Origin of the sequence: Pseudorhodobacter sp. E13 (genome assembly GCF_003991405.1) — a bacterium.
GTDB lineage: Bacteria > Pseudomonadota > Alphaproteobacteria > Rhodobacterales > Rhodobacteraceae > Pseudorhodobacter.
Genome location: NZ_RPEN01000115.1, coordinates 1 through 5,658 on the forward strand (window position 1 = coordinate 1; position 5,658 = coordinate 5,658).

The window sequence follows — 5,658 nt, forward strand, 5'->3', positions numbered from 1 at the left end:
ATCCACCAACTTACGTCAGCTTCTCTACTAGGCCGATATGCGTCGGATAAAACGTCGAAACGTCCAAACCGCCCACATATCTCTTCAGATATCATCAATGTCAAAGAGCAGAAGACAAAAACAACAGACCGCGCTAACTTCTTAGCGCAACCAGCCGCCGTATCTTCGAGTATTCTTTCCGAACCCTTCCAAGTTCAGCGCCGCTCCGTTCCGTTCGTTTCCGACCGTCTTCGTTTCGGTGAGGCAGTATTTAGGCCGGGAGTTCGGAACCCACAAGAGCAAAAAGACAGAAAGATGACATTTTCTTTTCGGATGCCAAAAGTTGCTCTAGATGCTGTGGTTCGTGAAATTTTCGGCACAATTCAGGGCCGGAATTTGCCGAAAACTTACCGGACGCTGCCAGCGGATTGCCGAAAAGGCCGACTCAGGCGCGTTTTTTGGGAACCAAGCGAGTCGCCAGCAAGAAAATAACCAGAATCAAATAGATAATCGGCTCCGGCGGCCATGCTTTGACCAGCCACATGTAGTGAACAGCCCCTGCCAGCACGGCAAAATAGGTCAAGCGATGCAGGTTTTGCCAGGTTTTCGCGCCCAGACGCCGGACCGATTCATTGTTCGAGGTGATCGCCAGCGGAATCATCGCAACGAATCCTGCAAAGCCTACCGTTATATAGGGGCGCTTCACGATATCGGCCCAGATCTCGGCCCAGCGCAGCTGGATATCCAGCACCAGCCATGTGCCCAGATGCAGCGCGACATAGAAGAAGGCCAGCAGCCCGATGGCCCGGCGATAGCGGATCAGGTTCACCCCGGTGAATCGGCGCAAGGGGGTGATGGCAAGCCCTGCCACCAAAAGCTGCAACGCCCATTCGCCCAGTTGATGCTCTATCCGTTTCACCGGATCGACACCCAGCGCCCCGCTGAACAGCAGCCAGACCAACCACGCCAACGGCAGCACCCCTGCTATATATATAGCAAGGGGCGGCACGCGGCGCAGGGTGGTGTTGATGGCCTGAACCACGGATCAGTAATCCTTGGTCAGGTCTTGCCCGGTATAAAGCGCGGCGACCTGATCTTCATACCCGTTGAACATCAGCGTATCGACGCGCGGGGCGAAAATGCCGCCGCCCACCTGCCGCTCGGAGGCTTGCGACCAGCGTGGATGGTCCACCTTCGGGTTCACATTACTATAGAAGCCGTATTCGCGCGGGTTCAGCGTGTTCCATGTGGTGATGGGCATCGTATCGGTCAGGGTGATCCGCACGATCGACTTGATCGACTTGAACCCGTATTTCCACGGCACCACCAAACGGATCGGCGCGCCGTTCTGTTTTGGCATCGGCTCGTCATACAGGCCCGTTGCCAGAATCGTCAGCGGGTGCATCGCCTCATCCAGCCGCAGCCCTTCGCGGTAGGGCCAATCCAGCAGCGGCTGGCGCTGGCCCGGCATTTCCTCGGGGCGCACCACGGTTTCAAAGGCGACGAATTTCGCGCTGGGTTGCACGCCCACCCGGTTCAACAGCGTCGCCAGTTCAAACCCGACCCATGGCACCACCATCGACCACGCCTCCACACAGCGGAAACGATAGATGCGTTCTTCCAGCGTCACGCCGCCCAGAATATCGGCCAGATCATAGCTGCCGGGTTTGTCGACCAAACCATCAATCTGCACGGCCCAAGGGTCCGGCTGAAAGGCGGCAGAGTTGCGGGCCGGGTCTTCCTTGTCGGTGCCGAATTCATAGAAGTTGTTATAAGTCGTGATCTCCTCGAACGTGTTGGGGATGGCATCGGTGGAATAGGCGCTGGGAACCGAAGTGATCTTGGCCCCCGCCTGGCCCGCCACCATCGCGGCCCCTGCCCCAAGCAAAAGGCTGCGCCGGTTCATCCATTGCGCCTTTGGCGTTACATCAGACCATTTCAGATTGCCGTTGAACCGATTGCGCATGTCCCATTCTCCACGTTTCCATTTCGATTGAAGATAGCGCATGATTGGTGAAACGCATCAAAACTTGTCTCACAATATCGGCAAGCCGTTGTAACATGGTGCCAGCACCCGCTGCGGCGTCCCGGCGCATGGCGCGCCTTATATTCATAAGCCAGAATGCGAAGACCCCAAGGAAAGGCCCGTCATGTTCAAATCCCTTCTTCTTGTTGCCAGCCTCGGCCTTGGCAGCGCCGCCTCCGCGCAAGAGTTCAAGACCTATACGACCGATGAACCCTTTGACGATGTCGCCTTCGCGGTGGAAAGCGCGATCCTGTCGGCGGGGCTGGTGATCGACCATGTCAGCCACACCGGCGAGATGCTGGAACGCACCCGCGCCGATATGGGCAGCGACAAGGTGCTGTTTCTGGCCGCTGATGTGTATGAATTCTGTTCGGCCAGCGTCAGCCGACAGGTGATGGAGGCGGACCCGCTTAACTTTCACTTCTGCCCCTATGCGATCCGGGTCTATGAACAACCGGAAAGCGCAGGCACCGTCACCGTCAGCCATCAGGTCTATGACGGCAGCATGGCCCCGGTTCAGGCGCTGCTGGAAAGCATTGTGAACGATGCTTTGGGGCTGGATTAACCGGTTCTGGTAACTTTGATGTGACTTGAAAACCAAAAGGCCCTTGGCTTAGCGCCGGGGCCTTTTGCGTCAAGCCCCCTACACAAAAATGTCGGCATGATCCAAAGCGCGCCGCCCTGCGTTTCCCCTATGCCAAGCCAAATTGGTATTGAACCATTCAAAGGGAGACGACCTATGATCCGCAGAACCTTTATCGCCCTCACCGCAGCAGCCTCCATGATGTCCACCGCAGCCTTTGCTGACGGTCACTCGAAGGATATCGTCGACACCGCCGTGGGCGCAGGCAACTTCACCACCCTCGTCGCCGCTGTGCAAGCCGCTGGTCTGGTGGACACGCTGAAGGGCGAAGGCCCGTTCACCGTATTCGCCCCGACCGATGAGGCCTTTGCAGCCCTGCCCGCAGGCACCGTCGAAGACCTGCTGAAGCCGGAAAACAAAGACAAGCTGACCGCGATCCTGACCTATCACGTCGTCGCGGGCAAAGTGATGTCGGGCGACCTGACCGAAGGCATGATGGCCCCGACCGTGCAGGGTGCCGAAGCGACGATCACGCTGGAAGGTGGCCCGAAAGTGAACGGCGCCAACATCACCACCGCCGATATCGAAGCCTCGAACGGCGTGATCCATGTGATCGACGCGGTAATCATGCCCCCGATGTAAGTCTGGCGTAAGGGTTTAACCACTCTTGCTCCCTTTGGCCCGTCGCAGTTTGCGGCGGGCCAATTCATTTCGGGCGGCCTTGCTGGCGGTTGACAGCACGGCCAAACCCCCGCCACATGCCTGAAACAGCACGAAAAGGCCCGCCATGAAAATTGCCCTTCTGGATGATTACAGCAACCAAGCCTTGCGATTGGCCGATTGGTCGGGCTTGGGCGAGGTGACGGTTTACACCGATACGCTGGCCGATCATGCCGCCCTTGTTGCGCGGCTTTTGCCGTATGAGGCGATTTGCGTGATGCGCGAACGCACGCCCCTGCCCGCAGGTTTGTTGCAAGCATTGCCGAATTTGCGGCTGGTGGTCACGACCGGGCCGCGCAATGCCAGCATTGATCTGGCCGCCGCCAAGGCGCTTGGCATCACCGTTTGCGGAACCGAGTCGCGCAAGACCACCACCTCGGAACTTGCGGTGCTGTTGATGCTGGCCCTGAACCGCGGCTTGCTGCCCGAAGTGGCCAGCCTGAACGCAGGCGCTTGGCAAAACGGGCTGGGCCGTGATCTGGCCGGGCTGCGGCTTGGGCTGGTGGGCCTTGGGAATATCGGCGCGCAAATGGCCGGTTTTGGCCGCGCCTTCGGCATGGATGTCAGCGCCTGGTCGGCCAATCTGACGCAAAGCCGCTGCGATGATCTGGGGGTAGATCGCGCCGCCTCCTTGCAGGCGCTGATGGCGGCGTCCGATGTGGTGTCGGTGCATCTGGTGCTGTCAGACCGCTCTCGCGGGTTGATCGACGCGGACGCCTTTGCCGCGATGAAACCGGGCGCGGTGTTCCTGAACACCTCGCGCGGGCCGATCCATGACAGCGCGGCTTTGCTGGCCGGTCTGCGGCGCGGCTTTCCGGCCAAGGCGGGGATTGATGTGTTTGATACCGAACCCCTGCCCGCCGATGATCCGCTGCGCGATGCGGAACTGATCGCCTCGGGCCGCCTGCTGCTGACCCCGCATCTGGGCTACACGACCGAGGCGACCTTTCGGCTGTTCTACACCCAAACGGTCGAGGCGCTGCGGGCCTTTCAATCCGGCGCGCCCATTCGGGTGCTAGCGTAGCGCCCGGCCCTTGATGATTGCATCGCTGCCGAACTTGGCGCGGATTTTGTCGGTCGCCGCCTCGGCCGCCGCGCGTTTGCCGGCATCGGGGTCCAGCAGATCGCCCGCCGTGTCGGCCTGTGCTGCGGGGCACAGATCGGCAATCCCCACCCCGATCAACCGAAACGGCCCGCTGTCCTTATAGGCCCCCAGCATCGCCTCGGCCTCCCGGTAAATCCGGTCCGCGATCTGGGTGGGGGCGGCAAGGCTGTGCCGCCGCGTGACCTGCGCGAATTCCGCCGATTTCAGCTTCAGCGTCACCACCCGCCCCGCCAGATCGCGCGCCTTGGCCCGGTCCGCGACCTGCTCGGCCAGCCGCCACAGATGGCCCTTCAACAACTCTCGGTCCGCGATATCCTCGTTGAAGGTGGTTTCCTTGGAGATGGACTTCACCGGCTCATCCCGGCTGACCCGCCGCGTATCCAGCCCGCGCGAAAGATGCCACAAACGGCCGCCCATGCTGCCGAACCGGGCGATCAGGTCCACCCGGTCCCAGCGCTTCAGATCGGCGATGGTGCGGATGCCCGCCTTTTCCAACTGGGCCCGCGTGGCCGCCCCGACCCCCCAGATGATCGAAACGGGTTTCGGCTCCAGAAACGCCTCCGTCTCGGCCCGCCCGATCACCGAAAACCCGCGCGGTTTATCAAGGTCTGACGCGATCTTGGCGAGGAATTTGTTGTGCGACAACCCGATGGAGCCGCTGATCCCCAGCTTTTCCTCCATCTCTTTCACCAGCCTTGCCAGCAAAACGGCAGGCGGGGCGCCGTGCAGGCGGGCGGTTCCGGTAAGGTCGAGAAACGCCTCATCCAATGACAGCGGTTCAATCGCGGGGGTCAGCCGTTCCATCATCGCGCGGATTTCGCGGGAAACGGCGACATATTCGGCCATCCGGGGTTTTACCACGACCGCTTCGGGGCAGAGTTTGAGGGCCTGAAACATCGGCATGGCCGAGCGGACGCCCTTGATGCGGGCGATATAACAGCAGGTCGAAACGACCCCCCGCGTGCCGCCCCCGACGATCAGGGGCTGGTCACGGTATTCCGGATGGTCGCGTTTTTCGACGGAGGCATAAAAAGCATCGCAATCCATATGGGCGATGGACAGGCTGGTGAGGTCTTCATGGGAAATCAGGCGCGGAGAGCGGCAGACCGGGCAGCGTTTCGGGGCCGGTGCCGGGCCGGGGGGGAGCAGGGTAAGACAGGCACGGCAAAGGCTGGACATGGGGGGAGTATAGCAGCGCGGAGGGGGGTGCGGAATGGGGGTGTGAATCGCGCGCGGAATGGGCGG

General features: G+C 60.8%; 7 protein-coding genes. 4 read left to right on the top strand and 3 right to left on the bottom strand.

The features are described from left to right. Window positions 1-471: hypothetical protein (locus EGN72_RS19370; protein WP_233586973.1), on the top strand; the 471-nt coding region annotated here is incomplete at its 5' end. Here the strand turns inward: EGN72_RS19370 and msrQ are convergent. Further along, window positions 425-1,021: a protein-methionine-sulfoxide reductase heme-binding subunit MsrQ gene (msrQ, locus tag EGN72_RS00500; RefSeq protein ID WP_127044718.1), complete on the bottom strand. Its 597-nt coding sequence runs from the start codon at window positions 1,019-1,021 to the stop codon at window positions 425-427. The two genes, EGN72_RS19370 and msrQ, sit on opposite strands and share 47 nt — an antisense overlap. A 3-nt stretch (window positions 1,022-1,024) precedes the next feature. Beyond that, window positions 1,025-1,945: a protein-methionine-sulfoxide reductase catalytic subunit MsrP gene (gene msrP / locus EGN72_RS00505; RefSeq protein WP_127044719.1), complete on the bottom strand. Its 921-nt coding sequence runs from the start codon at window positions 1,943-1,945 to the stop codon at window positions 1,025-1,027. A gap of 184 nt (window positions 1,946-2,129) precedes the next feature. Here msrP and EGN72_RS00510 point away from each other — a divergent pair, with 184 nt between their 5' ends. The 3 genes from EGN72_RS00510 to EGN72_RS00520 all read left to right on the top strand — a co-directional run bounded on the left by EGN72_RS00510 (window position 2,130) and on the right by EGN72_RS00520 (window position 4,332). Beyond that, window positions 2,130-2,570 carry a DUF302 domain-containing protein gene (locus EGN72_RS00510; RefSeq protein WP_127044720.1) on the top strand — a complete coding sequence of 147 codons (441 nt, stop codon included), beginning with the start codon at window positions 2,130-2,132 and terminating at the stop codon, window positions 2,568-2,570. Window positions 2,571-2,744: 174 nt separating this feature from the next. Then, window positions 2,745-3,230, top strand: coding sequence for a fasciclin domain-containing protein (locus EGN72_RS00515; protein WP_127044721.1), 486 nt, complete (start codon window positions 2,745-2,747; stop codon window positions 3,228-3,230). A 145-nt stretch (window positions 3,231-3,375) separates the two neighbouring features. Then, entirely contained in the window at window positions 3,376-4,332 is a 957-nt protein-coding gene (locus EGN72_RS00520; protein WP_127044722.1) for a D-2-hydroxyacid dehydrogenase family protein, read from the top strand. Here EGN72_RS00520 and EGN72_RS00525 read toward each other — a convergent pair. Further along, window positions 4,324-5,592 (bottom strand): DNA polymerase IV, encoded by a 1,269-nt coding sequence (locus tag EGN72_RS00525; RefSeq protein WP_127044723.1) that lies wholly within the window; start codon window positions 5,590-5,592, stop codon window positions 4,324-4,326. The genes EGN72_RS00520 and EGN72_RS00525 overlap by 9 nt on opposite strands. Between the last annotated feature and the right edge of the window lie 66 nt (window positions 5,593-5,658).

What these genes read in the sequence shown, in the direction of transcription:
- msrP (WP_127044719.1), bottom strand. Translation starts at nt 1,945, where the DNA reads ATGCGCAATCGGTTCAACGGCAATCTGAAATGGTCTGATGTAACGCCA.
- EGN72_RS00510 (WP_127044720.1), top strand. Translation starts at nt 2,130, where the DNA reads ATGTTCAAATCCCTTCTTCTTGTTGCCAGCCTCGGCCTTGGCAGCGCC.
- EGN72_RS00515 (WP_127044721.1), top strand. Translation starts at nt 2,745, where the DNA reads ATGATCCGCAGAACCTTTATCGCCCTCACCGCAGCAGCCTCCATGATG.
- EGN72_RS00520 (WP_127044722.1), top strand. Translation starts at nt 3,376, where the DNA reads ATGAAAATTGCCCTTCTGGATGATTACAGCAACCAAGCCTTGCGATTG.
- EGN72_RS00525 (WP_127044723.1), bottom strand. Translation starts at nt 5,592, where the DNA reads ATGTCCAGCCTTTGCCGTGCCTGTCTTACCCTGCTCCCCCCCGGCCCG.